The organism is Streptococcus sp. 2342, assembly GCF_013276795.1.
Classification (GTDB): domain Bacteria; phylum Bacillota; class Bacilli; order Lactobacillales; family Streptococcaceae; genus Streptococcus.
In genome coordinates, this window is sequence record NZ_VMLR01000004.1 from 1 (window position 1) to 24,083 (window position 24,083).

Here is a 24,083-nt window from a genome sequence, read left to right on the forward strand (position 1 = left end):
ATTGTGGTAACAACAGGACCAGATGGAAAAGTAATTATTCCGAATAAAGACTTACCAGATGGGGAAATTCCAGGAACAGGTAAAATTACACCGCCAGGAAAACCTTCTGTTGAAGTAAACGTAAAAACACCTAAGAAATTAGATCCAAATGCACCTCAAACAGAACAACCAGGTGAAATTGAAATTACAAGAAAACCAAATGGAGATGCAGTAGTAACGCCTAAGAAACCAGATGGCTCAGCATATCCACCAGGAACGAAGGTAGTTATTCCAGGTGATAATAATACAACAATTGAGGTAGTGATTGGAAATGACGGTTCAGGAACAGTTCCAAACGATAAACTTCCAAAAACTGATAAATCAGGAAAAGGTATCGTAACAGAGCCGAATAAGAGACCATCTAATCCAGTTGATGTAACAACACCAGCCCGTAAGACACCAACGGTTGAACTAGATCAAGATCCAAATACAGGAGACGTGACAGTAACACCTAAGAAACCAGATGGGTCAACATACCCACCAGGAACGATAGTTGAAATTCCAGGAAAAGATGGAAATCCAATTAGAGTAGAAATTGGACAAAATGGTAAGGGGACAGTTCCAAATAGTGAATTACCAGACGGAAAAACATCAGGTAATGCTAAGATAGCAGAACCGAATAAACCTGTTGAAAATGTGACTGTTGAAACACCAGCTCGTTTAACACCGGCAATAGTATTAGATCAAGATCCAAATACAGGAGATGTAACGGTAACACCTAAGAAACCAGATGGAACAACATATCCACCAGGAACTACGGTAGAAATTCCAGGTAAGAATGGCACACCGATTGTGGTAACAACAGGACCAGATGGAAAAGTAATTATTCCGAATAAAGACTTACCAGATGGGGAAATTCCAGGAACAGGTAAAATTACACCGCCAGGAAAACCTTCTGTTGAAGTAAACGTAAAAACACCTAAGAAATTAGATCCAAATGCACCTCAAACAGAACAACCAGGTGAAATTGAAATTACAAGAAAACCAAATGGAGATGCAGTAGTAACGCCTAAGAAACCAGATGGAACAACATACCCACCTGGAACGAAAGTAGTTATCCCAGGTGATAACAATACTCCAATCGAAGTTATTATCGGAGATAATGGATCAGGTGAAGTGCCAAATGATAAACTTCCAAAAGGAAATTTACCAGGAAAAGGTATCGTAACAGAACCGAATAAGAGACCATCTAATCCAGTTGATGTGACAACGCCAGCCCGTAAGACCCCAACAATAGAGTTACAACAAGATCCAGATACAGGGGAAGTAACAGTAACGCCTAAGAAACCAGATGGGTCAACATACCCACCAGGAACTACGGTAGAAATTCCAGGTAAGAATGGAAATACAATCACTGTAATAATTGGACAAGACGGTAAAGGTAAAGTACCAAACAGTGAATTACCAGACGGTAAAGTTCCAGGTACAGGTAAGATTACAGAACCAGGTCAATCAGCTGTAGAAGTTCCAGTAGAAACTCCAGCTAAGGTAACACCAGCAACACCAACAGATACAATTCCAGTTGCACCAGTGACACCTGATACGCCAGTCACACCAAATACTAATGGAGGTTCTGGTCAAGATACACCTGCACCAACAAGTCCAATTCCAGATGCAGTTACTCCGAATGCAAATCATGAAGATACTACAGATGCTAGTGATAATGGAGCTAAGTCAAATGATTCTCAAAATGTATTACCAAATACAGGAACAGAATCAAATGCGACTCTTGCATCTCTAGGACTTCTTGGTATGCTAGGTGGTCTCGGACTTGCTCTTGGAAAGAAAAAAGAAGACTAAAAAATTAGTCAAATGAACATTCATTCTTTTGTGTTTTAACAACGAACTAGATTGATTCTGATAGTTGTGTTATCCATAAAATACAAAGAATGATTAGATAAAGAAAGCGAACAATGCTAGGATTTTGTTAAAGGGAATTCTAAGTATTGTTCGCTTTTTGTGGTATAATAATTACTATGCAGAAAAAACCAACGTCAGCCTATGTGCACATCCCATTTTGTACCCAGATTTGTTATTATTGTGATTTTTCAAAAGTTTTCATCAAGAATCAGCCAGTCGACAGCTATTTGGAACATCTGTTAGAAGAGTTTCAATCTTATGATATTCAAAAGTTGCGGACCCTCTACATCGGTGGTGGGACACCAACAGCTTTGTCAGCTCCGCAACTGGAGGTATTGCTGGATGGCTTGACTAAAAACTTGGACTTGTCTGTCTTGGATGAGTTGACCATTGAAGCCAATCCAGGCGACTTGGACGCGGATAAGATTGCTGTTTTGAAGAACTCGGCTGTCAATCGTGTTTCGCTAGGCGTGCAGACCTTTGATGACAAGATGCTGAAAAAGATTGGGCGCAGTCATTTGGAGAAGGATATTTATGAAAATATCGACCGTTTGAAACTGGCTGGTTTTGACAATATCTCCATTGATTTGATTTATGCGCTGCCTGGTCAGACCATGGATCAAGTCAAGGAAAATGTGGCTAAGGCAATTGGACTGGATATTCCCCATATGAGTCTGTATAGCTTGATTTTAGAAAATCATACGGTCTTTATGAACCGAATGCGACGAGGGAAATTGCCTCTGCCTAAGGAGGAACTGGAAGCTGAGATGTTTGAGTATATCATCGCAGAGCTGGAGCGAGCTGGTTTTGAGCATTATGAGATTTCTAATTTCTCCAAGCCTGGTTTTGAAAGTCGCCACAATCTCATGTACTGGGACAATGCTGAATACTATGGCATCGGTGCTGGAGCATCTGGTTATGTCAATGGTGTTCGCTATAAAAATCATGGCCCGATTCGCCATTATCTCAGTGCAGTTGAGGAAGGCAATGCTCGTATCACAGAAGAGCACCTGAGTCAAAAAGAGCAAATGGAAGAAGAAATGTTCCTGGGACTCCGCAAGAAATCAGGAGTCTCCATGGTGCGATTTGAGGAAAAATTTGGACGGTCTTTCGATGGACTTTATGGAGAAATTGTCAAGGACTTGGTTCAACAAGGTCTCATGCAAATAGAGGGTGACCGAGTTCGCATGACAAAAAGAGGTCTCTTTTTAGGAGACACCGTAGCAGAACGATTTATTTTGGAGTAGAATGATGGGCTTAACTTATCAGATGAAAATGAAAATTCCTTTTGATATGGCTGATATGAACGGTCATATCAAGCTTCCAGATGTGATTTTGCTATCCCTGCAAGTTTCAGGGATGCAGTCGATTGAACTGGGAGTTAGTGATAAGGCCATTTTGGAAGACTATAATCTGGTCTGGATTATCGTAGAATATGATATTGAGGTGGTTCGTTTGCCTCGTTTTGCGGAAGAAATTACCATCGAAACGGAAGCCTTGAGCTACAATCGACTTTTTTGCTACCGTCGCTTTACTATTTATAATGAAGCGGGGCAGGAGCTCATCCATATGATGGCGACTTTTGTTCTCATGGACCGCGACAGTCGAAAAGTCCATGCTGTTGAACCTGAGATTGTGGCTCCTTACCAGTCTGATTTTGATAAAAAGCTCATCCGCGGACCAAAGTATGAATCCTTGGACGAGCCAGTCAGCAAGGATTACCATGTTCGTTTTTACGACTTGGATATGAATGGCCATGTCAATAACAGTAAATACTTGGACTGGATTTTTGAGGTTCTGGGAGCGGACTTTTTGACCCAATATATTCCCAAGAAAATCAACCTCAAGTATGTCAAGGAAGTTCGACCAGGTGGGGTAATCACATCGGCTGTTGAACGGACTGGATTGGAAAGCAAGCATGAAATTACAAGCGACGGTGCTACTAATGCCCAAGCTATCATCACTTGGCAAGAAATGAAGAAGGATTAGGGAGAAATAGATGAAATATAAAGGCTATTTAATTGATTTAGACGGTACTATTTACAAGGGAAAAGACCGAATCCCGGCTGGAGAGGCTTTTGTCCATGAATTGCAAAAGCTAGACATCCCCTATCTCTTTGTAACAAACAATACAACCCGTACTCCTGAGAGTGTTCAAGAGATGTTGGCTCAGAATTTTAATATCGATACGCCCCTATCGACTGTCTACACAGCGACTTTGGCAACCATCGACTATATGAATGACTTGGGTCTTGAAAAGACCGTCTATGTTATTGGAGAATCAGGGCTCAAGGAAGCCATCAAGGCGGCTGGTTATGTAGAAGACAAGAAAAATCCTGCCTATGTAGTAGTAGGCCTGGATTGGCAAGTCGACTATGAAAAATTTGCCACAGCAACTCTAGCTATCCAAAAGGGTGCTCACTTTATCGGAACCAATCCTGATCTCAACATCCCTACAGAACGCGGTCTTTTGCCAGGGGCTGGTTCACTAATTACACTTCTTGAAGTAGCAACACGAGTGAAGCCTATTTATATCGGAAAACCAAATGCTATCATTATGGACAAGGCGGTTGAGCACTTAGGTTTGCAACGTGAAGAGTTGATCATGGTTGGGGACAATTATCTGACTGATATTCGGGCTGGGATTGACAATGGCATTCCAACGCTCTTGGTGACGACAGGTTTTACCAAGGCAGAAGAAGTGGCAGACCTGCCAATCGCACCGACTCATGTAGTTTCTAGCCTTGCGGAGTGGGATTTTGATGAAAACTAAACTGATCTTTTGGAGTTCTATGCTCTTTCTCCTCTCCCTCTCAATCCTTTTGACTATTTATTTGGCTTGGATTTTTTATCCGCTGGAAGTTCAGTGGCTGAACTTGACGGATCGAGTTTATCTAAAACCCGAAACCATTCAATATAACTTTCATATCTTGATGGATTACCTGACCAATCCATTTAGCCAAGTCTTAGAGATGCCAGATTTTCGTTCGTCAGCAGCTGGTCTGCACCACTTTGTGGTTGTGAAGAATCTCTTTCATCTAGTTCAGTTTATTGCCCTTGTGACACTACCAAGCTTCTATTTCTTTGTCAAAGGGATTGTGAAAAAGGGCTTCTTGTCTCTATTTAGTAAGGGGATTCTGACCCTAGTAGTCTTGCCTTTGCTGATTGGTCTTGGGGGAATTTTGATTGGTTTTGACCAATTCTTTACTCTTTTCCATCAAATTCTCTTTGTGGGAGATGATACCTGGCTTTTTGACTCAGGCAAGGATCCAGTGATTCTGATTTTGCCAGAGACCTTTTTCCTTCATGCCTTCCTCCTCTTTTTTGCCCTCTATGAAAGCTTCTTTGGCTATCTGTGTCTGAAAAGTCGTAGGAAGTGAATTGAAAGCTGTTTTTAATTTGTATATATAAAATTGTATGTCGTTTGAAACCATCGTTAAGAATGAATTAATCAAATCGAATTGTGTCAATCGTTCGCGAACAGTCTATTAAATTTTAGAAATAAGTTTATAAAAGGAGGTCTGAGCCTCCTTTTTGTTGTATAATAAAAGAGAGAGGAAAAAAGGATGAAAGTGATTGATCAAGCATTATTAGAAAAAGTCATTATTGAACGTTCTCGTACCAGTCATAAAGGAGACTACGGTCGTCTGCTGTTGCTGGGTGGGACTTATCCTTATGGTGGTGCTATCATCATGGCTGCTTTGGCAGCTGTTAAAAGCGGTGCAGGATTGGTGACCGTTGGAACGGACAGGGAAAATATTCCAGCTCTGCACAGCCATTTACCTGAGACTATGGGCTTTTCTCTTCAAGACCAGCAGTTGTTAAAAGAGCAATTGGAGAAGGCAGAAGTTGTCTTGCTGGGGCCTGGTTTACGAGACGATACTTTTGGAGAAAATCTAGTAAAACAGGTCTCTACTAGCTTAAAAAAGAATCAGATTTTGATTGTAGACGGAGGTGCCTTGACCATTCTTGCTAGAACAAGTTTGTCATTTCCGTCTAACCAGCTTATCCTAACTCCCCACCAAAAAGAATGGGAAAAGCTGTCTGGTATTACGATTAAAAAGCAAAACGAAGATACAACATCTAGTGCCCTGACTTCTTTCCCTCAAGGAACAATTTTGGTAGAGAAAGGTCCAACTACTCGTATTTGGCAAGTTGGCCAGTCTGATTATTACCAGTTACAGGTTGGCGGTCCCTATCAGGCGACTGGTGGTATGGGAGATACGCTTGCTGGAATGATTTCAGGATTTGCAGGCCAGTTTAAACAAGCTAGTCTCTACGAGCGTGTGGCAGTAGCGACCCATCTTCATTCAGCTATTGCCCAAGAACTAGCTCAAGAACAGTATGTGGTCTTGCCAACGGAGATTAGTAATTGTCTTCCTAAAGTAATGAAAAAAATATCTCAACAAATACTGGGATAAAATTCAATTTTAGGAGAAAACGAAGTAAATATTACCACAATAAAACGCATAATATCAAGTTTTTTTAGTACCTGATACCATGCGTTTTTGACTTTAACATTTTCTTTCTCTGTCTCTATTTTGAAGCAAGTTATTGCCCAGTATGTTTTATAATTTCTCGTTAACAAAGCGGACAAACTGATTCCACCAAACTTTTAAGAAGAAGGCTTTTTCAATTTTCTTTTCTGCAACCATTTCGAAACTAGGGCGCTCTGTGGTGATGTAACCTTGACCAATCAAGTTCTTGTCTTCGTAAGTCAAATGGCCAACTACTGTTCCAGCTTCAAGTGGTGCTGGGATTGCTTTAGAATCAGGTGTGAATTGAACAGATTGGGAAGATTGATTCCCGACACGTTCAATTAGATAGATATCCTCTGGGGCCACTGCAGTGACTGTATCTTCTTTTCCATCTTGTACAGGTGCTTTGCTATCTTGATAGGCATCGCCTTGCTGAACGATTTTACGAAGTGTAAATGTAGAAGAAATATAATCCATTAGGGAAGATGTAGCTGTAAACCGAGCGTAGGGATTATTGTCTTGATGGTCTGCATTTAAAACAACTGTGATGACTCTCATGCCTTTTTCGACAGTAGTACCAACAAAAGACTCTCCAGCCTTATCTGTTGTTCCTGTTTTCAGTCCATCAAAACCACCACGATAAGCAGGCATACCTTCTAACATGTAGTTGGTAGAAGTGATTGTCATTCCAGCAAAAGTAGAAGAAGGTTTTTTGGTGATTTCCAAGACTTGTGGGTACTTTTTGATGAGGTTACGAGCAACGATAGCAACATCATAAGCGCTGAGCTTATTTTCATCATCTTTATTAGACCCTGGGTAAATGTTATCCCCTAGAGTCTCATTGTTAAGACCAGTTGTATTGACAACCGTGGCATCATTGATTCCCCATTCCAGAAGTTTTGCCCTCATCCTATCGACGAAGTCTTTCTCTGAGCCAGCAATTTTCTCAGCTAGGGCAATAGCGGCGCTGTTGGCACTAGATACTAGAGTTGCTTCAAGTAACTCTTCGACAGTATAATTACGGGCCTCCATAGGAACATTACTGGCTTCAGAATTTGTCGTCAATTGATAAGGATAATCAGAAATATCTACTGGGGTGGATAGTGTGATACTTCCATTTTCGAGTGCTTCATAGACCAGATAAACAGTAATCAATTTTGTTATGGAAGCAATTTCGACAGGTTGCGTTGCATCCTTCTCATAGAGAATTTTACCAGTATTTGCCTCAACAGCAATGGCATGTTTTGCAGCAATATTAAAATCTTGAGCAGCAACAGTAGAAGCACCTCCTAAAAGGGAGACAGTTAATAAAGTTAAAAATATTTTTTTCATAGTAGTCTTATTCTATCATAAAGAAAAAAAATATTCTTGCTTTAATAATTCATCCGTTAAGCTTTTTGAAAATATGGTAAAATAGAGTGAGGGAGGTAACTCATGTTTCGTAGAAATAAATTATTTTTTTGGACCACAGAAATTTTACTCTTAACAATCATCTTTTACCTATGGAGACAGATGGGGTCTTTGATTAACCCTTTTGTTAGCGTGCTTAATACAATTATGATTCCATTTTTATTAGGGGGCTTTCTTTATTATTTGACAAACCCTATTGTTACTTTCTTAAATAAAGTCTGTAAACTCAATCGTTTGCTTGGTATTTTAATTACCTTGTGTGCTTTGGTCTGGGGAATGGTCATAGGTGTTGTCTATCTCTTACCTATTTTGATTAATCAGTTATCTAGTTTGATTATATCTAGTCAAACTATTTATAGTCGAGTACAAGACTTAATCATAGACTTATCTAATTACCCTGCGCTCCAGAATTTGGATGTAGAAGCTACAATTCAGCAGTTAAACTTATCCTATGTTGATATTCTTCAAAATATCCTAAATAGCGTATCAAATAGTGTGGGGAGCGTCTTGTCAGCTCTTATCAGTACTGTTTTGATTTTGATTATGACTCCAGTTTTTTTGGTTTATTTCTTATTAGATGGACATAAATTCTTGCCCATGCTTGAAAGAACGATTCTAAAGAGGGATCGCTTGCATATTGCAGGTTTATTAAAGAATTTAAATGCGACGATTGCTCGCTATATTAGTGGAGTTTCGATTGACGCAATCATTATAGGTTGTTTGGCTTATATTGGCTATAGTATTATTGGTTTAAAATATGCTTTAGTTTTTGCTATTTTTTCTGGTGTAGCCAATTTAATTCCTTATGTGGGGCCAAGTATTGGTTTGATTCCTATGATCATCGCAAATATATTCACTGATCCCCATAGAATGCTGATTGCAGTGATTTATATGCTTGTTGTTCAGCAGGTAGATGGTAATATCTTATATCCTCGAATCGTAGGAAGTGTTATGAAGGTTCATCCAATCACGATTTTGGTTTTACTTTTGTTGTCAAGCAATATCTATGGTGTAGTTGGAATGATTGTCGCAGTGCCAACCTATTCTATCTTAAAAGAAATTTCTAAGTTCTTATCCCGTTTGTATGAAAATCATAAAATAATGAAAGAACGAGAAAGAGAATTAGCTAAGTAAAAGTCAGGAGAACCCTGATTTTTCTTTTTCTTTAGGTAAGTTATAGGAGTAGAAGTGCCGTTTAGAATAGTAGATTAAGAATAATTCACAAAAACGTTGTAAAACACTTGCAATTTAGCTGAAATTTGATAAAATAGTAAGGAAAGTTAGACTGTATTGCCTACTGTCTATCTATAAAATATATTTTATTGGAGGCTTTTACTCAAATGGCAAAAGAAAAATACGATCGTAGTAAACCACACGTGAACATTGGTACTATTGGACACGTTGACCACGGTAAAACTACCCTAACTGCAGCTATCACAACTGTTTTGGCACGTCGCTTGCCTTCATCAGTTAACCAACCTAAAGACTATGCGTCTATCGATGCTGCTCCAGAAGAACGCGAACGCGGTATCACTATCAACACTGCGCACGTTGAGTACGAAACTGAAAAACGTCACTACGCTCACATCGACGCTCCAGGACACGCGGACTACGTTAAAAACATGATCACTGGTGCCGCTCAAATGGACGGTGCTATCCTTGTAGTAGCTTCAACTGACGGACCAATGCCACAAACTCGTGAGCACATCCTTCTTTCACGTCAGGTTGGTGTTAAACACCTTATCGTCTTCATGAACAAAGTTGACTTGGTTGACGACGAAGAATTGCTTGAATTGGTTGAAATGGAAATCCGTGACCTATTGTCAGAATACGACTTCCCAGGTGACGATCTTCCAGTTATCCAAGGTTCAGCACTTAAAGCTCTTGAAGGTGACTCTAAATACGAAGACATCGTTATGGAATTGATGAACACAGTTGATGAGTACATCCCAGAACCAGAACGTGACACTGACAAGCCATTGCTTCTTCCAGTCGAAGACGTATTCTCAATCACTGGACGTGGTACAGTTGCTTCAGGACGTATCGACCGTGGTATCGTTAAAGTCAACGACGAAATCGAAATCGTTGGTATCAAAGAAGAAACTCAAAAAGCAGTTGTTACTGGTGTTGAAATGTTCCGTAAACAACTTGACGAAGGTCTTGCCGGAGATAACGTAGGTGTCCTTCTTCGTGGTGTTCAACGTGACGAAATCGAACGTGGACAAGTTATCGCTAAACCAGGTTCAATCAACCCACACACTAAATTCAAAGGTGAAGTCTACATCCTTACTAAAGAAGAAGGTGGACGTCACACTCCATTCTTCAACAACTACCGTCCACAATTCTACTTCCGTACTACTGACGTTACAGGTTCAATTGAACTTCCAGCAGGTACTGAAATGGTAATGCCTGGTGATAACGTGACAATCGACGTTGAGTTGATCCACCCAATCGCCGTAGAACAAGGTACTACATTCTCTATCCGTGAGGGTGGACGTACTGTTGGTTCAGGTATGGTTACAGAAATCGAAGCTTAATTCGATTTAGTTCCCAGAAGAACAATTATTTAAGTCAGACACTAAAAGAATCTTGCTTTGCAAGGTTCTTTTTTTCGAATATTGAACTAATACTCAATGAAAATCAAAGAGCAAACTAGGAAACTAGCTGCAGGCTGCTCAAAACAGTGTTTTGAGGTTGCAGATAGAACTGACGAAGTCAGCTCAAAACATGTTTTTGAGGTTGTAGATAAGACTGACGAAGTCAGTAACCATACATACGACAAGGCGAAGCTGACGCGGTTTGAAGGAGATTTTCGAAGAGTATAAAATTGAATTGCTTACAGAAAAAGCTCCATACACCGGATGTGCATAGAGCAATGGGGATTATTTGATATAGAGTTCTTGGTTTTTCAAGACAATTTCACGAACCGTAGCAAATTTCTTGAGTTTTTTAAGTTCTTCTGGATGAGTGACGAGAGTGATAACATAACCTTCCTTGCCCATACGGCCAGTACGGCCAGCACGGTGTGTGTAGGTTTCGCTATCTCTAGGAACATCAAAGTTTACGACACATTCTAGGCTATCGATATCAATTCCACGAGCCAAAAGGTCTGTTGCAAGGAGTAGGGTTAGTTGCTTGTCTTTAAACTTTTCTAAGATGACTTTTCTAAATTTGACATTGACATCACTAGCGAGGGAAACAGCCAAGATATCCCGATACTGTAGTTTTTCTTCTGCACTTCCAAGGTCTGATAGGCTGTTAAAGAAGACAAGACCTCGGAAATCCTCTACATGAGACAGTTTTCGTAGCATATCCACACGATGGCGTTGCTCCACCTGCATATAGAAATGTTGGATGTTGTCCAATTTTTGGTCAGAAAGATCAATGGTACGTGTATTCGGCACAATCTTTTCTTGGTCAAACTTGGTCGTAGCACTCATGTAGATGAGTTGGTGGTCACGAGGTGCGTAGTGAGTTATTTTCTCGACAAAGTGTATCTGAGAATCATCAAGCAATTGGTCAAATTCATCCAGGATGATGGTTTCCACATTCATCATCTTGATTTTTTTCAGTTTAATGAGTTCAAAGATACGGCCAGGAGTACCGATTAGAATTTCTGGTCCTTTTTTGAGGCGTTCAATCTGGCGTTTCTGACTCGAACCTGATAAGAAGAGTTGGGCAGTTAAGCCGATAGTTTCAGCCCACGTTTTACATACATCAAAAATCTGTCCAGCAAGCTCTGTATTTGGTGCTAGAATCAAGAGTTGCTGCGCTTTTTTCTTTTGTAGTCTGAGAAGACTTGGTAGGAGGTAAGCTAGGGTCTTACCGGTTCCTGTTGGGCTCACTCCTAGAAGGTTTTCTCCTGCAAGAATGGGCTCAAATAGTTGAGTTTGAATGGGGGTGAATTCTTGGAAACCGAGTTGGTCACTCAGTTCTTGCCATTCAGTCGGTAGTTTGGTTTTCATTTTTCTGCCTCAAATCTAATGCCAGCAGTCTGGCGCATGGTATATAGTAGCTCATGAACAGAGCCTGCATCATCCAGCCAGTTCTGGTAGAGTGTCTGGTCTGGTTGCTGAATCATCTGTGCAAATGCAGCGACTTCCTCAGTCATCGTATGAGGAGCCTGTTGGATAGGGAGTTGGACTTGATTGCCTTGATGGTCGGTAAAAATAGCTGAGCGGATATGCTCGATGGTGTTGAGGGTCAAGGTTCCGTCTGTCGTATAAATCTCGCAAGGAAGATTGGAAGTGATGTTTTTTCCAGCCTTGATATGAACTTGATAGTCAGTGTAGAAGAGGATTCCATCTCCATTTAGGTCAATGCTATTGTTAAGCTGTTGAGCTTGATAGGTCGCGTCATTAGCTTTTCCAAAAAGACGAACAGCAGCATAGAGAGGATAAATTCCCAAATCCATAAGAGCTCCACCAGCAAAACGCTCTGAAAAGACATTGGGCGTATGCCCAGCTAACAAATCAGGCATTTTGGAAGAATACTTGGCATAGTTGAAATCTGCTCCCAAAATCTGTTTGTCTGCTAAAAAGTTTTTGATGATAGTGAAAGCTTTTTCATGGTAATTCCGAGCTGCTTCAAAGATAAAACAGTGATTTGTTTCAGCTGTTTGAACCAAATCCAGCCAGTCTTGTGGCTGAGTGACGGCTGGCTTTTCAAGAATGACATGTTTACCTGCAGACAATGCAGCTTTTGCCTGAGCAAAATGCAAGGAGTTTGGGCTAGCAATATAGACCAAATCAAAGGAGCTCTTGAAGAAGTCTTCTAATTGATCAAATAGTTGGATATTCTGATAGCGAGAAGCAAAGGTTGCCGCAGTTTCTAGTTTTCTAGAATAGACTGCGACCAGCTTGTATTCTCCACTGGAATGGGCTGCTTCTATGAAGTGATGGCTGATAGCGCCTGTTCCGATGACACCTAATTTTAGCATAAATACTCCTTTTACAATTTTAAATCCTTCTTTCATTATAACATAGATAGACGGGACTATCCAACAGAGGGTAAATTCCCAAACTAACTTCCACCGCTAATCCAAGTGGAAGTTAGTCTGATAAAAATCCTAAAAACCAGTGGAAATCCGTGTCAGGGTAAGTTCCACTGGTTTTAATCATGCTTGATTTCATCGCTTTTGTAGCCAAAATGAATAGAAAAAAAGAGCGCACAAAATCCCCTCATCTGAAAGCGTTTCAGATTAAGTTCCGCTATGGTGGAAGTTAGTGTGAGACGTTTGAATGCGGTTAAAGATTAGTTTTTAGAACTTATGTTGGAGTAATTTAGACGACTGACAGACGTCTTCTGCAGGTATTTTAGAAATACCTAGAAGTTTAGGAATTTCTTCTCCGTAAGTAAAGGCAAAGAGTTCATAGGCTGACTTTCCATTCAAAGCAGCGCGTTTGACACTGTTGACATGCGAACAGACGAGATTGATTTCCTCTTGAGTTAAATTGTCAAAAGAAGTTCCTTTAGGCAGAATGTCGCGAATCAGCGTGTGATTTTTCTCAATTCTCCCTTTCTGGTCAGAGCGATTAGGGTCACAAAAGAAGAGTTTACTCTCTCCTCGCACATCCATTTCGATATCATCGACCCTGGCAAACTCTCCACCATTATCTGTCAGGATGACAGGAAAGAGTTGGAAGAAATCTTTGTCAGCTTGGTGAAGAGTGTTCTTGATGTCATAGAGGTGTTTGGTAACCTCAAGGGCAGTTTTATTATCCAGCAGTCTAGCGAAGATAAAGTTACAGAAAGACAGGTTGAAGGTGAGTAAGACTTTCCCTCCCATCCTCCCCAGAACTGTATCCATTTCTAGCTAAGAGTCTAGTTGATTAAGGGCTAAATAGTTTTGGAAATCCTCATAGGAACGGCCTTTTTTAGCTTCTTTAGGGATGGAAGGTAGCTTATTTTTCCGTCTTTCTTTGAAATTAACGGCTCTGGCTAGGTCAATAGGAGCGATAGATAGGTATCCTTTTCGGATGTGTCGATAGACAGTTGAGGAGCTGACATCAAGGTTATGAGTTTTGAGGATATGATAGATGTGTTGTCCCTTTTTAACACCATCAGAAATGACTTTGTCCATGTCCCAGAAGGTCTTGGAATTGAGAGGAGTTCCTTCACGAGCTTCTACAAGAGTTTGTTCGTACTGTTTTTGAGCTTGTTTAGAGAGGTAGAAGATCTTCTTATAGCCACAATTCTGTCTTCTTTTAGGACATCCATTACAGACAAAGGGAGCTTTGTCGAGTAGAGGGCAAGGAAGGTTATGGCATGTAGACTCTCGGATTTGTCTGTTTCGTTTGACTTCTTTAGAAACAGTAGTTGGGTCTTTTAGAATGGATTGTCCAATAGCTTTGAAGGTTTCACCGCGCTCTAAGCCCAGTTGGATATCATTGCGGTCTGAAAGGGTAAGGTGTTTATGTTTTGTCATAGTAGACCTCATTTCTAATTCAAACGTCTCACACTTAATTCCACCATAAAAATCCGTTTTAGACTAATTTCCACTTCGGTTAGGCGAGTGGAAGTTACTTTGAGAAGTTACCCTATCCAACAGAGGGTAAAAAATTTCAAATAAGCTACTAGGCCTTTTCCAAAGAAAGTGGTACAATAATGAGATGAGTAAATGAAATGGGAGGGAAAATGAGATTATTACCTATAAGAAAAATATCACGTCAGTCTAAGAGGCTAGCGCTTTTTTTGACTTTTTGCGCAGGTTATGTAGATGCCTACACTTTTATTGTGCGAGGGAACACTCTTGTAGCTGGACAAACTGGGAATGTCGTCTTTCTTTCAGTAGAATTAATTCAAAATAATGTTTCAGATGTTAGGGACAAGGTTCTCACCTTGCTAGCTTTTATGATGGGGGTCTTTTTATTAACTGTTTATAAGGAAAAATTGAGAATTGTGAAAAAGCCAATTTTGTCATTGCTTCCTTTGGCAATCTTATCAATCATTATTGGTTTTATGCCCCAAACTGTAGATAATATCTATCTAGTGCCGCCCTTGGCCTTCTGTATGGGACTGGTGACAACTGCTTTTGGAGAAGTGTCGGGGATTGCTTATAATAATGCCTTTATGACGGGGAACATCAAACGGACCATGTTGGCTTTTGGGGATTATTTTAGGACCAAGCATACGCCCTTCCTGCGTGAAGCCTTGATTTTCGTTAGCCTACTTACCAGCTTTGTCCTTGGCGTTGTCTTTTCAGCCTATTTGACGATTTTTTATAATGAAAAAACTATTCTTGGTGTTCCTATTATGATGAGCATTTTTTACCTCAGTATGCTTTTTGCCTCGTGGCGGAAAAAAGTAAAAGAAAAAGCTTCATTTTAGGTGTTATTACTTGTAAGAAAATAGGAGATATGCTATACTTGAAGAGTTGACTATGCACGTTCCTGTGCAACCGCACGAACATCGTCGCTTGATTATTCAAGTTTAAGTGGTTCGTCCCACGATGCTAGGCGAGTCTTCACAAAAAATTCGGGGAAACCCATAAAAATCATAGGAGGTGCATAATGAGCACATACGCAATTATCAAAACTGGCGGAAAACAAGTTAAAGTTGAAGTTGGTCAAGCAGTTTACGTTGAAAAATTGAACGTTGAAGCTGGTCAAGAAGTTACTTTTAACGAAGTTGTTCTTGTTGGTGGTGAAAACACTGTTGTCGGAACTCCACTTGTTACTGGAGCTACTGTAGTTGGAACTGTTGAAAAACAAGGAAAACAAAAGAAAGTTGTTACTTACAAGTACAAACCTAAAAAAGGTAGCCACCGTAAACAAGGTCACCGTCAACCATATACTAAAGTTGTCATCAACGCAATCAACGCTTAATTTTAAGGAGAACACATGATACAAGCAGTCTTTGAGAGAGCCGAAGATGGCGAGCTGAGGAGTGCGGAAATTACTGGACACGCCGAGAGTGGCGAATACGGCTTAGATGTCGTGTGTGCATCGGTTTCTACGCTTGCCATTAACTTTATCAATTCTATTGAAAAATTTGCAGGCTATGAACCAATCCTAGAATTAAACGAAGATGAAGGTGGCTATCTGATGGTTGAAATTCCAAAAGATCTTCCTTCACACCAGAGAGAAATGACCCAGTTATTCTTTGAATCATTTTTCTTAGGTATGGCAAACTTATCGGAGAACTCTTCTGAGTTCGTCCAAACCAGAGTTATCACAGAAAACTAACACGGAGGAAAACATTATGTTAAAAATGACTCTTAACAACTTGCAACTTTTCGCCCACAAAAAAGGTGGAGGTTCTACATCAAACGGACGTGATTCACAAGCGAAACGTCTTGGAGCTAAAGCAGCTGACGGACAAACTGTAACAGGTGGCTCAATCCTTTACCGTCAACGTGGTACACACATCTACCCAGGTGTAAACGTTGGACGTGGTGGAGACGATACTTTGTTCGCTAAAGTTGAAGGCGTAGTACGCTTTGAACGTAAAGGACGCGATAAAAAGCAGGTTTCTGTTTATCCAATCGCTAAATAAAAAGGTCCAGTGAACCTTTTTATCCCGAGCCTTGAAATGTAAAGGCGAGGAAGCTAGAAGTAGCATAAACTAAGGCTTTCCGAGTTTTCGGAGAGTCTATTTTTGTTTTGATACCCATGATTTTTTCGTTCTTAGTGTAGATGAATTTTATGAGTGACATTATTTTTCTTCGATGGAAAACTTCTAAAATATGGTATAATGAAAAGATAAAGAAGTTGGGGGTAGAAGATGAACATTCAACAATTACGCTATGTTGTGGCTATTGCCAATAGTGGTACTTTCCGTGAAGCTGCTGAAAAGATGTATGTCAGCCAGCCGAGTCTGTCTATTTCTGTTCGTGATTTGGAAAAAGAGTTGGGCTTTAAGATTTTCCGTCGGACCAGCTCAGGGACTTTCTTGACTCGTCGCGGTATGGAATTCTATGAAAAAGCGCAAGAATTGGTTAAAGGATTTGATATTTTTCAAAATCAGTATGCCAATCCTGAAGAAGAAAAAGATGAATTTTCCATTGCTAGCCAGCACTATGACTTCTTGCCCCCAACTATTACTGCCTTTTCAGAGCGCTATCCTGATTATAAGAACTTCCGTATTTTTGAATCGACTACTGTTCAAATCTTAGATGAAGTAGCGCAAGGTCATAGTGAGATTGGGATTATCTACCTCAACAATCAAAATAAAAAGGGGATTATGCAACGCGTTGAAAAGCTAGGCCTTGAGGTCATTGAATTGATTTCCTTCCATACCCACATTTATCTCCGCGAGGGGCATCCTTTAGCTCAGAAAGATGTATTGGTCATGGAGGATTTAGCGGACTTACCGACAGTCCGTTTTACCCAAGAGAAAGACGAGTACCTTTATTATTCAGAGAACTTTGTCGATACCAGCGCTAGCTCACAGATGTTTAATGTGACAGACCGTGCTACCTTGAATGGTATTTTGGAGCGGACGGATGCTTATGCAACAGGTTCTGGATTTTTAGATAGTGACAGTGTTAATGGAATTACAGTTATTCGTCTCAAGGATAACCTAGATAATCGCATGGTCTATGTTAAACGTGAAGAAGTGGAGCTTAGTCAAGCTGGGACTCTCTTCGTAGAAGTCATGCAAGAATATTTTGATCAAAAGAGGAAATCATGAAAAAAAGAGGCATAGTGGCAGTCATTGTACTGCTTTTGATTGGGCTGGATCAGTTGGTCAAATCCTATATCGTCCAGCAGATTCCACTGGGTGAAGTACGCTCCTGGATTCCCAATTTCGTTAGTTTGACCTACCTTCAAAATCGAGGGGCATCCTTTTCGATGCTACAAGACCAGCAGTGGTTATTTGCTATTATTACACTGGTCGTTATGGTAGGTGCTATTTGGTATTTACATAAACACATGGAGGACTCATTCTGGATGGTCTTGGGTTTGACCTTGATTATTGCAGGTGGTCTTGGAAACTTTATTGACAGGGTCAGTCAGGGCTTTGTTGTGGATATGTTTCACCTTGACTTTATCAATTTTGCAATTTTCAATGTGGCAGATAGCTATCTGACTGTTGGAGTGATTATTTTATTGATTGCAATGCTAAAAGAGGAAATAAATGGAAATTAAAATTGAAACTGGTGGCCTGCGTTTAGATAAGGCTTTGTCAGATTTGACAGAATTATCACGCAGTCTCGCGAATGAACAAATTAAATCAGGCCAGGTCTTGGTCAATGGCCAAGTCAAGAAAGCTAAATACACTGTCCAAGAGGGCGATGTCGTCACTTACCATGTGCCAGAACCAGAGGTTTTAGAGTATGTAGCTGAGAATCTTCCGCTAGAAATCATCTACCAAGATGAGGATGTGGCTGTCGTTAACAAGCCTCAGGGGATGGTGGTGCATCCGAGTGCTGGTCATACTAGTGGAACTCTGGTAAATGCCCTTATGTACCATATTAAGGACTTGTCGGGTATCAATGGGGTTCTGCGTCCAGGAATTGTTCATCGTATTGATAAGGATACATCAGGCCTTCTCATGATTGCTAAAAATGATGAGGCGCATCTAGCACTTGCCCAAGAACTGAAAGATAAAAAGTCTCTCCGCAAATATTGGACGATTGTTCATGGAAATCTTCCAAATGATCGCGGTGTGATTGAAGCACCCATTGGTCGAAGTGAAAAAGACCGTAAGAAACAGGCTGTGACTGCTAAAGGGAAGCCTGCAGTGACCCGTTTCCACGTCTTGGAACGCTTTGGTGATTATAGCTTAGTGGAGTTACAACTGGAGACAGGGCGTACCCATCAAATCCGTGTTCACATGGCTTATATTGGTCATCCAGTCGCTGGTGATGAGGTCTATGGTCCTCGCAAGACTCTGAAAGGACATGGACAATTTCTTCATGCAAAGACCCTAGGCTTTACCCATCCACGAACAGGTGAGACCTTAGAATTTACAGCAGACATCCCAGAGATTTTTAAGGAAACTTTGGAGAGATTAAGGAAGTAAGAATGAAAAAGAAATTGATTAGTTTAGCACTTGCAGGCGCTTTTTTAGGTTTATCATGGTATGGGAATGTTCAAGCTCAAGAAAGTTCAGGAAATAAAATCCACTTTATCAATGTTCAAGAAGGTGGCAGTGATGCGATTATTCTTGAAAGCAATGGACATTTTGCCATGGTGGATACAGGAGAAGATTATGATTTCCCAGACGGTAGTGATTCTCGCTATCCATGGAGAGAAGGAATTGAAACGTCTTATAAGCATGTTCTAACAGACCGTGTCTTTCGTCGTTTGAAGGAATTGGGTGTCCAAAAACTTGATTTTATTTTGGTGACCCATACCCACAGTGATCATATTGGAAATGTTGATGAATTACTGTCTACCTATCCAGTTGACCGAGTCTATCTTAAAAAATATAGTGATAGTCGTATTACTAATTCTGAACGTCTATGGGATAATCTGTATGGCTACGATAAGGTTTTACAGACTGCCGCCGAAAAAGGTGTTTCAGTTATTCAAAACATTACACAAGGAGATGCTCATTTTCAGTTTGGGGACATGGATATTCAACTCTATAACTATGAAAATGAAACTGATTCATCAGGTGAATTAAAGAAAATTTGGGATGACAATTCTAATTCTTTGATTAGTGTAGTGAAAGTCAATGGTAAGAAAATTTACCTTGGGGGCGACTTAGATAATGTGCATGGAGCGGAAGATAAGTATGGACCTCTCATTGGAAAAGTTGATTTGATGAAGTTTAATCATCACCATGATACAAACAAATCAAATACCAAGGATTTCATTAAAAATTTGAGTCCGAGTTTGATTGTTCAAACTTCGGATAGTCTACCTTGGAAAAATGGTGTTGATAGTGAGTATGTTAATTGGCTCAAAGAACGAGGAATTGAGAGGATCAACGCAGCCAGCAAAGACTATGATGCAACAGTTTTTGATATTCGAAAAGACGGTTTAGTAAACATTTCAACTTCCTACAAGCCGATTCCAAGTTTTCAAGCTGGCTGGCATAAGAGTGCGTATGGGAATTGGTGGTATCAAGCACCTGATTCTACAGGAGAGTATGCTGTCGGTTGGAATGAAATCGAAGGTGAATGGTATTACTTCAACCAAACGGGTATCTTGTTACAGAATCAATGGAAAAAATGGAACAATCGTTGGTTCTATTTGACAGACTCTGGTGCTTCTGCTAAAAATTGGAAGAAAATTGATGGAATTTGGTATTATTTCAACAAAGAAAATCAGATGGAAATTGGTTGGGTAAATACTGGAGGTCAGAACTATTATTTATCAAACAATGGCTCTATGAAGACAGGTTGGCTTCAATATAAGGGTCAATGGTATTATTTTGCTCCATCAGGGGAAATGAAAACGGGCTGGGTAAAAGATAAAGAAACCTGGTACTATATGGATTCTACTGGTATTATGAAGACAGGTGAAATAGAAGTTGCTGGACATCATTACTATCTAGAAGATTCAGGAGCTATGAAGCAAGGTTGGCTTAAAAAGGCAAACGATTGGTATTTCTATAAGGAAGACGGTTCACGAGCTGTGGGTTGGATCAAGGACAAGGATAAATGGTACTTCTTGAAAGAAAATGGTCAATTACTTGTGAACGGTAAGACACCAGAAGGCTATACTGTTGACTCAAGTGGTGTCTGGTTAGTGGATGTTCCAGTCGAAAAATCTGCTACAATTAAAACTACAAGTCATTCAGATTTAAAAGTATCCAAAGAAGTAGTGAAAAAGGATCTTGAAAATAAAGAAACGAGTCAACATGAAAGTGTTACAAGTTCTTCAACTAGTCAAGATTTGACATCATCAACTTCACAAAGCTCTGAAACGAGTACAAACAAATCGGAATCAGAACAGTAGTAAAAAAGAAGGTTTTAGGGCCTTCTTTTTCCTATCAACTCTTTTCTATTTCCTGCCATTCATGTTATAATGGATAAATATGAAGAATCGGAGTGAGACTATGAAATACAAACGGATTGTCTTTAAGGTGGGGACTTCTTCTCTGACGAATGAGGATGGAAGTTTATCACGTAGTAAGGTAAAGGCTATTACCCAGCAGTTGGCTATGCTGCATGAAGCTGGTCATGAATTGATTTTGGTGTCTTCAGGTGCCATTGTTGCTGGTTTTGGAGCCTTAGGATTTAAAAAGCGTCCGACTAAGATTGCTGATAAACAGGCTTCAGCAGCGGTAGGGCAGGGGCTTTTGTTGGAAGAATACACGACCAATCTTCTCTTGCGCCAAATCGTTTCTGCACAAATCTTGCTGACCCAGGATGATTTTGTGGACAAGCGCCGTTATAAAAATGCCCATCAGGCTTTGTCAGTTCTACTTAGCCGTGGAGCGATTCCTATCATCAATGAGAATGACAGTGTCGTTATTGATGAGCTCAAGGTTGGGGACAACGACACTCTAAGTGCTCAGGTAGCAGCCATGGTCCAAGCAGATCTTTTGGTTCTCTTGACAGATGTGGACGGTCTCTATACTGGAAATCCTAATTCAGACCCAAGAGCCAAACGTTTGGAGCGAATCGAGACCATCAATCGTGAGATTATTGATATGGCCGGTGGAGCAGGTTCGTCTAATGGTACAGGTGGCATGTTAACCAAAATCAAAGCTGCAACTATCGCGACAGAATCAGGAGTTCCTGTTTATATCTGCTCATCCTTGAAGTCAGATGCCATGATTGAGGCAGCTGAGGAGACAAAGGATGGTTCCTACTTTGTTGCTCAAGAGAAGGGACTTCGTACCCAGAAACAATGGCTGGCCTTTTATGCTCAGAGTCAAGGTTCTATTTGGGTTGATAAAGGGGCTGCAGAAGCTCTCTCTCAACATGGAAAGAGTCTTCTCTTATCTGGTATCGTTGAAGCAGAAGGCGCCTTTTCTTACGGCGATATTGTGACAGTATTTGACAAGGAAAGTGGAAAATCACTTGGAAAAGGGCGTGTGCAATTTGGTGCATCTGCTTTGGAGGATATGTTGCGTTCTCAAAAAGCCAAGGGTGTCTTGATTCACCGTGACGACTGGATTTCCATTACTCCTGAAATCCAACTACTCTTTACAGAATTTTAGAGGTAAACTATGGTCAGTACACAAGAACAATTTGAACAGGTACAGGCTGTTAAAAAATCGATTAACACAGCTAGTGAAGAAGTGAAGAACCAAGCCTTGCTAGCCGTGGCTGATCACTTACTAGCAGCTACTGAGGAGATTTTAGCGGCTAATGCCCTCGATATGGAAGCAGCAAAGGGTAAAATTTCAGATGTGATGCTGGATCGTCTTTATTTGGATGCAAGTCGTATAGAAGCAATGGCAAGAGGAATTCGTGAAGTGGTTGCCTTACCAGATCCAATCGGTGAAGTTTTAGAAACCAATCATCTTGAAAATGGCTTGGTTATTACCAAGAAACGTGTGGCTATGGGGGTTATTGGTATTATCTATGAAAGTCGTCCAAATGTGACGTCTGACGCGGCTGCTTTGGCTCTCAAGAGTGGAAATGCAGTTGTTCTTCGTAGTGGGAAGGATGCCTATCAAACTGCCCATGCTATTGTCACAGCCTTGAAGAAGGGCTTGGAGATGACTACTATTCACCCAGATGTGATTCAACTGGTGGAAGATACTAGCCGAGAAAGTAGCTATGCTATGATGAAGGCCAAGGGCTATTTAGACCTTCTCATTCCTCGTGGAGGAGCTGGTTTGATCAATGCAGTGGTTGAGAATGCTATCGTACCTGTTATCGAGACAGGAACTGGGATTGTCCATGTCTATGTGGATAAGGATGCAGATGAAGACAAGGCTCTATTGATCATCAACAATGCTAAAACCAGTCGTCCTTCTGTTTGCAATGCCATGGAGGTTCTACTTGTTCATGAAGACAAAGCAGCAAGCTTCCTTCCTCGCTTGGAGCAAGTTCTAGTTGCAGAGCGTAAAGAAGCTGGGTTGGAACCAATTCAATTCCGACTTGATAGCAAAGCAAGTCAGTTTCTTTCAGGTCACGCAGCTGAAGCACAAGACTTTGACACTGAGTTTTTAGACTATGTCCTAGCTGTTAAGGTTGTGAGCAGTTTAGAAGAAGCGGTTGCCCATATTGAAGCCCACAGTACCCATCATTCGGATGCCATTATGACGGAAAATGCTGAAGCTGCAGCTTACTTTACAGATCAAGTGGACTCTGCAGCGGTTTATGTCAATGCCTCAACTCGTTTCACCGATGGTGGCCAATTTGGACTTGGATGCGAAATGGGGATTTCAACTCAGAAATTGCACGCGCGTGGTCCAATGGGCTTGAAAGAGTTGACCAGCTACAAGTATGTGGTTGCTGGTGATGGGCAGATAAGGGAGTAAGAGATGAAGATTGGATTTATCGGCTTGGGGAATATGGGTGCTAGCTTGGCCAAGGCTGTTTTGCAGGCTAAGACGGGTGATGACCTTCTCCTTGCCAATCGTAGCCAAGCCAAGGTAGATGCTTTCATTGCAGACTTTGGTGGTCAGGCTTCTAGCAATGACGAAATCTTTGCAGAAGCAGATGTGATTTTTCTAGGAGTGAAGCCTGCTCAGTTTTCTGAACTGCTTTCTCAATACCAGACCATCCTTGAAAAAAGAGAGAGCCTTCTTTTGATTTCTATGGCAGCTGGATTAACTTTAGAAAAACTAGCAAGTCTTATCCCAAGTCAACACCGAATTATTCGTATGATGCCAAATACCCCTGCTTCTATTGGTCAAGGAGTGATTAGTTATGCCTTGTCTCCTAATTGCAGGGCTGAGGACAGTGAGCTCTTTTGTCAGTTATTAGCAAATGCTGGTCTCTTGGTTGAACTAGGAGAAGGCTTAATCGATGCAGCGACAGGTCTTGCAGGCTGTGGGCCGGCCTTTGTCTATCTCTTTATTGAGGCCTTGGCAGATGCAGGTGTTCAGACTGGATTGCCACGAGAAACAGCATTGAAAATGGCGGCTCAAACTGTGGTAGGAGCTGGGCAATTGGTCCTAGAAAGCCAAGAACATCCTGGGGTCTTGAAAGACCAAGTTTGTAGCCCAGGCGGTTCGACTATCGCTGCTGTAGCGAGCCTAGAAGCGCATGCTTTTCGAGGAACGGTCATGGATGCAGTTGGTCAAGCCTATAAACGAACACAAGAACTAGGTAAATAAGAGGTGGCTTTGACTGCCTCTTTTATGGTGGTTGATACTCTTCGAAAATCTCTTCAAACTGCGTCAGCTTCCATCTGCAACCTCAAAACAGTGTTTTTAGCAACCTGCGGTTAGCTTCCTAGTTTGCTCTTTGATTTTCATTGAGTATGAAATGAGAAG

Annotated in this window: 22 protein-coding genes, 2 pseudogenes and 1 other annotated feature; of the genes and pseudogenes, 19 read left to right on the forward strand and 5 right to left on the reverse strand. The window is 40.8% G+C overall.

The features are described 5' to 3' along the window. The 6 genes from HT689_RS06040 to HT689_RS06065 all read left to right on the forward strand — a co-directional run. Nucleotides 1-1,839 (forward strand): LPXTG cell wall anchor domain-containing protein (locus tag HT689_RS06040; RefSeq protein WP_173280877.1); only part of this gene is annotated, 1,839 nt, incomplete at its 5' end. Nucleotides 1,840-2,015: 176 nt separating this feature from the next. Next, on the forward strand, nucleotides 2,016-3,146 hold the full coding sequence (gene hemW, locus HT689_RS06045) for a radical SAM family heme chaperone HemW (RefSeq protein ID WP_173226364.1): 1,131 nt from the start codon (nucleotides 2,016-2,018) through the stop codon (nucleotides 3,144-3,146). Nucleotides 3,147-3,150: 4 nt separating this feature from the next. Then, entirely contained in the window at nucleotides 3,151-3,888 is a 738-nt protein-coding gene (locus HT689_RS06050; RefSeq protein WP_173226366.1) for an acyl-[acyl-carrier-protein] thioesterase, read from the forward strand. A 10-nt stretch (nucleotides 3,889-3,898) separates the two neighbouring features. Continuing rightward, nucleotides 3,899-4,672, forward strand: coding sequence for a TIGR01457 family HAD-type hydrolase (locus HT689_RS06055; RefSeq protein ID WP_173226368.1), 774 nt, complete (start codon nucleotides 3,899-3,901; stop codon nucleotides 4,670-4,672). Next, nucleotides 4,662-5,279 (forward strand): TIGR01906 family membrane protein, encoded by a 618-nt coding sequence (locus tag HT689_RS06060; protein ID WP_173226370.1) that lies wholly within the window; start codon nucleotides 4,662-4,664, stop codon nucleotides 5,277-5,279. Before HT689_RS06055 ends, HT689_RS06060 begins: the two co-directional genes overlap by 11 nt. Nucleotides 5,280-5,465: 186 nt before the next feature. Beyond that, nucleotides 5,466-6,320, forward strand: a complete 855-nt coding sequence (locus HT689_RS06065) for an NAD(P)H-hydrate dehydratase (protein ID WP_173226372.1) — start codon at nucleotides 5,466-5,468, stop codon at nucleotides 6,318-6,320. Between the two features lie 147 nt (nucleotides 6,321-6,467). Here HT689_RS06065 and pbp3 read toward each other — a convergent pair whose 3' ends face one another. Beyond that, nucleotides 6,468-7,709 (reverse strand): D-alanyl-D-alanine carboxypeptidase PBP3, encoded by a 1,242-nt coding sequence (gene pbp3 / locus HT689_RS06070; RefSeq protein WP_173226374.1) that lies wholly within the window; start codon nucleotides 7,707-7,709, stop codon nucleotides 6,468-6,470. A gap of 102 nt (nucleotides 7,710-7,811) precedes the next feature. Between pbp3 and cozE the strand changes: the two genes are divergently transcribed. Together cozE and tuf are read left to right on the forward strand one after the other, a co-directional pair. After that, entirely contained in the window at nucleotides 7,812-8,921 is a 1,110-nt protein-coding gene (gene cozE, locus HT689_RS06075; RefSeq protein ID WP_050079225.1) for a cell elongation protein CozE, read from the forward strand. A gap of 206 nt (nucleotides 8,922-9,127) precedes the next feature. Continuing rightward, a complete protein-coding gene (tuf, locus tag HT689_RS06080) occupies nucleotides 9,128-10,324 on the forward strand; it encodes an elongation factor Tu (protein ID WP_001040724.1) in 1,197 nt (398 codons plus the stop codon). A 345-nt stretch (nucleotides 10,325-10,669) separates the two neighbouring features. On the opposite strand, the gene HT689_RS06090 is transcribed toward tuf, so the two are convergent. The 3 genes and pseudogenes from HT689_RS06090 to HT689_RS06100 form a co-directional block, all read right to left on the reverse strand. After that, nucleotides 10,670-11,752, reverse strand: a complete 1,083-nt coding sequence (locus tag HT689_RS06090; protein WP_173226376.1) for a DEAD/DEAH box helicase — start codon at nucleotides 11,750-11,752, stop codon at nucleotides 10,670-10,672. After that, nucleotides 11,749-12,726, reverse strand: a complete 978-nt coding sequence (locus tag HT689_RS06095) for a Gfo/Idh/MocA family oxidoreductase (protein ID WP_173226378.1) — start codon at nucleotides 12,724-12,726, stop codon at nucleotides 11,749-11,751. Before HT689_RS06095 ends, HT689_RS06090 begins: the two co-directional genes overlap by 4 nt. Before the next feature lie 321 nt (nucleotides 12,727-13,047). Beyond that, nucleotides 13,048-14,214, reverse strand: a pseudogene (locus HT689_RS06100) (IS30 family transposase). Nucleotides 14,215-14,411: 197 nt separating this feature from the next. Here HT689_RS06100 and HT689_RS06105 point away from each other — a divergent pair. The 4 genes from HT689_RS06105 (at nucleotide 14,412) to rpmA (ending at nucleotide 16,283) form a co-directional block, all read left to right on the forward strand. Next, on the forward strand, nucleotides 14,412-15,116 hold the full coding sequence (locus tag HT689_RS06105; RefSeq protein WP_173226380.1) for a YoaK family protein: 705 nt from the start codon (nucleotides 14,412-14,414) through the stop codon (nucleotides 15,114-15,116). Nucleotides 15,117-15,174: 58 nt separating this feature from the next. Beyond that, nucleotides 15,175-15,262 (forward strand) — a sequence feature (ribosomal protein L21 leader region). A gap of 36 nt (nucleotides 15,263-15,298) precedes the next feature. Beyond that, the gene (rplU, locus tag HT689_RS06110; protein WP_125827743.1) at nucleotides 15,299-15,613 is read left to right on the forward strand and encodes a 50S ribosomal protein L21; all 315 of its coding nucleotides are present in this window, start codon (nucleotides 15,299-15,301) and stop codon (nucleotides 15,611-15,613) included. A 15-nt stretch (nucleotides 15,614-15,628) separates the two neighbouring features. Then, nucleotides 15,629-15,973 (forward strand): ribosomal-processing cysteine protease Prp, encoded by a 345-nt coding sequence (locus HT689_RS06115; RefSeq protein WP_000613699.1) that lies wholly within the window; start codon nucleotides 15,629-15,631, stop codon nucleotides 15,971-15,973. A gap of 16 nt (nucleotides 15,974-15,989) precedes the next feature. Continuing rightward, nucleotides 15,990-16,283 (forward strand): 50S ribosomal protein L27, encoded by a 294-nt coding sequence (gene rpmA / locus HT689_RS06120; RefSeq protein ID WP_000916509.1) that lies wholly within the window; start codon nucleotides 15,990-15,992, stop codon nucleotides 16,281-16,283. Nucleotides 16,284-16,447: 164 nt separating this feature from the next. Here rpmA and HT689_RS09760 read toward each other — a convergent pair. Continuing rightward, nucleotides 16,448-16,519, reverse strand: a pseudogene (locus tag HT689_RS09760) (AraC family transcriptional regulator); the annotation flags it as partial. On the opposite strand from HT689_RS09760, the gene HT689_RS06125 reads away from it, so the two are divergent. The 7 genes from HT689_RS06125 to proC all read left to right on the forward strand — a co-directional run bounded on the left by HT689_RS06125 (nucleotide 16,512) and on the right by proC (nucleotide 23,924). Further along, the gene (locus HT689_RS06125; protein WP_173226383.1) at nucleotides 16,512-17,420 is read left to right on the forward strand and encodes a LysR family transcriptional regulator; all 909 of its coding nucleotides are present in this window, start codon (nucleotides 16,512-16,514) and stop codon (nucleotides 17,418-17,420) included. The pseudogene HT689_RS09760 and the gene HT689_RS06125 overlap by 8 nt on opposite strands. Then, nucleotides 17,417-17,878 (forward strand): signal peptidase II, encoded by a 462-nt coding sequence (gene lspA / locus HT689_RS06130; protein WP_173280880.1) that lies wholly within the window; start codon nucleotides 17,417-17,419, stop codon nucleotides 17,876-17,878. Before HT689_RS06125 ends, lspA begins: the two co-directional genes overlap by 4 nt. Beyond that, nucleotides 17,868-18,755, forward strand: coding sequence for an RluA family pseudouridine synthase (locus HT689_RS06135; RefSeq protein WP_173226385.1), 888 nt, complete (start codon nucleotides 17,868-17,870; stop codon nucleotides 18,753-18,755). Before lspA ends, HT689_RS06135 begins: the two co-directional genes overlap by 11 nt. A 2-nt stretch (nucleotides 18,756-18,757) precedes the next feature. Continuing rightward, on the forward strand, nucleotides 18,758-20,641 hold the full coding sequence (gene cbpE, locus HT689_RS06140) for a phosphorylcholine esterase CbpE (protein ID WP_173226387.1): 1,884 nt from the start codon (nucleotides 18,758-18,760) through the stop codon (nucleotides 20,639-20,641). A gap of 100 nt (nucleotides 20,642-20,741) precedes the next feature. Further along, a complete protein-coding gene (proB, locus tag HT689_RS06145) occupies nucleotides 20,742-21,851 on the forward strand; it encodes a glutamate 5-kinase (RefSeq protein ID WP_240148117.1) in 1,110 nt (369 codons plus the stop codon). 9 nt (nucleotides 21,852-21,860) lie between these two features. Then, the gene (locus HT689_RS06150; RefSeq protein ID WP_173226391.1) at nucleotides 21,861-23,123 is read left to right on the forward strand and encodes a glutamate-5-semialdehyde dehydrogenase; all 1,263 of its coding nucleotides are present in this window, start codon (nucleotides 21,861-21,863) and stop codon (nucleotides 23,121-23,123) included. Nucleotides 23,124-23,126: 3 nt separating this feature from the next. Then, nucleotides 23,127-23,924 carry a pyrroline-5-carboxylate reductase gene (proC, locus tag HT689_RS06155; protein WP_173226393.1) on the forward strand — a complete coding sequence of 266 codons (798 nt, stop codon included), beginning with the start codon at nucleotides 23,127-23,129 and terminating at the stop codon, nucleotides 23,922-23,924. The last annotated feature ends 159 nt before the right edge of the window (nucleotides 23,925-24,083 follow it).

Coding starts and splice junctions, on each gene's coding strand:
- hemW (WP_173226364.1), top strand. CDS start 2,016: ATGCAGAAAAAACCAACGTCAGCCTATGTGCACATCCCATTTTGTACC.
- HT689_RS06050 (WP_173226366.1), top strand. CDS start 3,151: ATGGGCTTAACTTATCAGATGAAAATGAAAATTCCTTTTGATATGGCT.
- HT689_RS06055 (WP_173226368.1), top strand. CDS start 3,899: ATGAAATATAAAGGCTATTTAATTGATTTAGACGGTACTATTTACAAG.
- HT689_RS06060 (WP_173226370.1), top strand. CDS start 4,662: ATGAAAACTAAACTGATCTTTTGGAGTTCTATGCTCTTTCTCCTCTCC.
- HT689_RS06065 (WP_173226372.1), top strand. CDS start 5,466: ATGAAAGTGATTGATCAAGCATTATTAGAAAAAGTCATTATTGAACGT.
- pbp3 (WP_173226374.1), bottom strand. CDS start 7,709: ATGAAAAAAATATTTTTAACTTTATTAACTGTCTCCCTTTTAGGAGGT.
- cozE (WP_050079225.1), top strand. CDS start 7,812: ATGTTTCGTAGAAATAAATTATTTTTTTGGACCACAGAAATTTTACTC.
- tuf (WP_001040724.1), top strand. CDS start 9,128: ATGGCAAAAGAAAAATACGATCGTAGTAAACCACACGTGAACATTGGT.
- HT689_RS06090 (WP_173226376.1), bottom strand. CDS start 11,752: ATGAAAACCAAACTACCGACTGAATGGCAAGAACTGAGTGACCAACTC.
- HT689_RS06095 (WP_173226378.1), bottom strand. CDS start 12,726: ATGCTAAAATTAGGTGTCATCGGAACAGGCGCTATCAGCCATCACTTC.
- HT689_RS06105 (WP_173226380.1), top strand. CDS start 14,412: ATGGGAGGGAAAATGAGATTATTACCTATAAGAAAAATATCACGTCAG.
- rplU (WP_125827743.1), top strand. CDS start 15,299: ATGAGCACATACGCAATTATCAAAACTGGCGGAAAACAAGTTAAAGTT.
- HT689_RS06115 (WP_000613699.1), top strand. CDS start 15,629: ATGATACAAGCAGTCTTTGAGAGAGCCGAAGATGGCGAGCTGAGGAGT.
- rpmA (WP_000916509.1), top strand. CDS start 15,990: ATGTTAAAAATGACTCTTAACAACTTGCAACTTTTCGCCCACAAAAAA.
- HT689_RS06125 (WP_173226383.1), top strand. CDS start 16,512: ATGAACATTCAACAATTACGCTATGTTGTGGCTATTGCCAATAGTGGT.
- lspA (WP_173280880.1), top strand. CDS start 17,417: ATGAAAAAAAGAGGCATAGTGGCAGTCATTGTACTGCTTTTGATTGGG.
- HT689_RS06135 (WP_173226385.1), top strand. CDS start 17,868: ATGGAAATTAAAATTGAAACTGGTGGCCTGCGTTTAGATAAGGCTTTG.
- cbpE (WP_173226387.1), top strand. CDS start 18,758: ATGAAAAAGAAATTGATTAGTTTAGCACTTGCAGGCGCTTTTTTAGGT.
- proB (WP_240148117.1), top strand. CDS start 20,742: ATGAAATACAAACGGATTGTCTTTAAGGTGGGGACTTCTTCTCTGACG.
- HT689_RS06150 (WP_173226391.1), top strand. CDS start 21,861: ATGGTCAGTACACAAGAACAATTTGAACAGGTACAGGCTGTTAAAAAA.
- proC (WP_173226393.1), top strand. CDS start 23,127: ATGAAGATTGGATTTATCGGCTTGGGGAATATGGGTGCTAGCTTGGCC.